This is a genomic window from Sphaerospermopsis reniformis, assembly GCF_005402885.1.
In the GTDB taxonomy this organism is placed as follows: domain Bacteria; phylum Cyanobacteriota; class Cyanobacteriia; order Cyanobacteriales; family Nostocaceae; genus Sphaerospermopsis; species Sphaerospermopsis kisseleviana.
The window spans coordinates 1-3,157 of sequence record NZ_BJCE01000378.1; the positions used below are offsets into that span (position 1 = coordinate 1).

Consider the following 3,157-nt stretch of genomic DNA (forward strand, 5'->3'; position numbering starts at 1 on the left):
TTCAGAAAAGATTGAAATAGTGCGAAGGCAATATAGTGGAAATGAGCATGGCATCGTCAAAGGAATTGGAATAGTCAATTGTATATATGTTAATCCTAAAACTCTCAAATTTTGGGTAATAGATTATTGTATTTTTAACCCTGACAATGATGGTTTAAGTAAAGTTGACCATGTGAAAAATATGTTGCAAGGGCTTGTATATGAAAAGGTTCTGCCATTTGATACAGTTTTAATGGATACTTGGTATGCAGTTAACAATTTTAGGACTTACGCAAGATGTGACTGAAAACCTTATTCTTGCGTAGGGGTAATTCATGAATTACCCCTACTTTCGTTCCCTTTTGCGTAAGTCCGTTTAGTGTTACCTTATTTGTTTGGAGATTATCCATGAGTTATTTAGGAAAATTATTGGAAGGAAATTCTCAATATGTCCATCTTCGTTCTATGTATCATTACTACAAGAAGTATGTGCAGTGGCGTTTTGATGGTTGTCCAGTCCCCCCCGCAATTGTAAAACATTGGGCTATAAAACACTATGCGAGTAAATATCGAATCAAAACATTTGTAGAAACTGGAACTTATATGGGGAATACAATACAAGCTGTGTCTCGCAATTTTAGGCGTCTCTACTCTATAGAGCTTAGTGAAGAACTTTATCAAAATGCCAGATTCAAGTTTGCAAACCAGCCTCACATAAGTCTTTATCAAGGCGATAGTTCTGTTGTTTTACCCCAAATTATTGAGAACATTGAAGAGCCAGTTCTATTCTATTTGGATGCTCACTATTCTGGTGGTATTACTTCCTGTGGTGATAAAGATACCCCTATTTTAACTGAATTAACAAATATTTTAAATCATCCTTTAAAGCATCAACATATCATTCTGATAGATGATGCCAGATGTTTTAATGGGTCTAATGATTATCCCGATCTCAGCGATCTACAGCAATTCATACTGGGAAGTAAAGTCTACCAGTCCTGCTATGTATTAAATGATATAATTCGTATTCATAATGATTAAAGAATAATATGACAGGGTTTCCAAAAAATGAGGGGATATTATTACCAAACGTTTCCGTTGTCATGAGCGTCTATAACGATGCTCAGACGGTTAAAACCTCAGTAGACAGTATTTTAAACCAAACCTTCACAGATTTTGAATTCATTATCATCAACGACGGTTCAACAGATGAAACAGGAACAATTTTAGATCGCCTAGCCAGTCAGGACTCACGAATAAAAGTGATTCACCAAGAAAATACTGGGCTAACCCAGGCCTTAATCCGGGGGTGTAACCAAGCCCAAGGTGAATTCATTGCCCGTCAGGATGCTGATGATTACTCCTACCCGCAACGTCTGGAACTGCAATTGGCTAAAATCCAAAGTAGTCCACAGATTGGTATGGTTTCCTGCTCTACCCAATATATCGGACCCGAAGGAGAGCCACTGACCATTATTCAACGATCTGAAAGCCCTGAAATAGCCACCCAGGAATTACTTCATCGCCGCCAGGGTCCGGGTGCCCATGGTAGTGTTTTGTTTCGCAAATCAGTGTACAATGCCATCGGTGGTTACCGCCCTGATTTCTATTTTGCTCAAGATTCAGATCTATGGTTAAGGATAGCAGAAAAAGCCCAGTTTGCCAGCCTGTCCCAGGTACTATATCTTCACCGCAGGGAGATTAACTCCACCTCCGGTGTTAATCGTGCCATACAATCTCGATTTGGAGAACTGGGTCAACTGTGTAAAACCGCCCGTTTAAACAGCCAATCAGAATCTGTTTATCTAGAAGAAGCAAAACAACTACGCAGCCAACTCCTCGCCAACAAATGGCAAAAACATCCTCCCGACCCCTTCGCTGTTGCTAAAGCTGCCTATTTTTTGGGTTCTCAATTACTAACCAACGGCGATCGCCGAGCAGTTAACTACCTATGGCAAACAGTAGGTCTGTGTCCCTGGCACTGGAAAGGATGGTTTCGTTTGGGGCAAAGTATTCTGCAATTTCCCTTTGCTAAAGTCCACACAATACCCTATTGATGATTAACTCTCCTTTACGCATTCTGACAGTTGCTGATACTCTTTGCGATCCTAACTCTGGAGCCGCAGGAACAGTTTATTACACCAACCAAGCATTGAGAGAAATTGGTCATGAGGTAGATGAAATTTGGGCTGATGATTTAGGACACAGGCGCATTCATCACGGTAATCTCCATTCCTTGTTAGAGCAACCTAGAGCCTACCGCCGGGCTGTTATGAAGTCCATCGCCACGAAAGATTATGATGTTATTCAAATGAGTCAACCTCAAGCTTATTTAGCCGCCAAGGCTTTAAAACAGGGGGGCTTTAAAGGATTGGTAATCAATCGCAGTCATGGGGTTGAGTTAAGAGTGGATGAAGTGTTACCTTACTGGTATCAGAAACTCGGTGTTCCAGAATCGCGTTTTCCTGGGTTCTTAACGGCAGGTTTACGTAAGTTGTTACAGCGTCAGTGGCATGAGGTGGTTAAATATTGCAATGGTATTATTGTCACCTGTGAGGATGACCGTAATTGTCTGCTGAATGCGCTTCAGGTAGTTCCAAAGAAAGTTAAGGTTATTCACCATGGTGTCCCTGATATTTTTATAAATAGACCAACTTTCCCCTATTCTTCTGATAGGAATAAAAGACTTCTTTACGTCGGACAATCTGCCTTTTTTAAAGCGCCAATCATTCTTGCTAAAATCATCAATCAAATTCTAGGAACTTATCAAGATGTGACGATGACTTGGGTTACCCAGGCAAATGATCATAGTTATCTCAAATCTTTGTTAAATTCTGAAATCATATCTCGTGTTCATTTTTTAGATTGGCAACCCCAAGAAAAACTTATTACTTTATATGATTCATGTGGAATTTTTATTTTTCCCTCCTTCGTAGAAGGAGCAGGGAAAACCTCATTAGAGTCTTTGTCAAGGGGTCTTTGTGTTGTTGCTAGCAATCAAGGAGGAATGAAAGATTATATAAAATATCAAGAAAATGGTTTTTTATGTGACAATACCTTAGCCAAAAAAAGAGTATAAAAAGAGGGCTGATGTAGTAGAGTTATAGTCTTCCACAACGATAACTCGAAAGCCACACACAGCCCATGTTTGATATCTTAACACTCTTGCAATGCCTCC

3 protein-coding genes and 1 pseudogene are annotated in these 3,157 nt (G+C 39.8%); all 4 read left to right on the plus strand.

What is annotated here, in order from left to right; all coding sequences use genetic code 11:
- Nucleotides 1-247, plus strand: a pseudogene (locus tag FFR48_RS29760) (IS701 family transposase); the annotation flags it as partial.
- Between the two features lie 140 nt (nt 248-387).
- A complete protein-coding gene (locus FFR48_RS26560) occupies nt 388-1,020 on the plus strand; it encodes a class I SAM-dependent methyltransferase (protein WP_137669420.1) in 633 nt (210 codons plus the stop codon).
- An 8-nt stretch (nt 1,021-1,028) separates the two neighbouring features.
- Nucleotides 1,029-2,036 (plus strand): glycosyltransferase family 2 protein, encoded by a 1,008-nt coding sequence (locus FFR48_RS26565; protein WP_137669421.1) that lies wholly within the window; start codon nt 1,029-1,031, stop codon nt 2,034-2,036.
- Complete coding sequence (locus FFR48_RS26570; RefSeq protein ID WP_236104201.1) at nt 2,036-3,058, plus strand: glycosyltransferase family 4 protein; 1,023 nt, start codon at nt 2,036-2,038, stop codon at nt 3,056-3,058. The genes FFR48_RS26565 and FFR48_RS26570 overlap by 1 nt, the downstream gene beginning before the upstream one ends.
- Nucleotides 3,059-3,157: the final 99 nt, after the last annotated feature.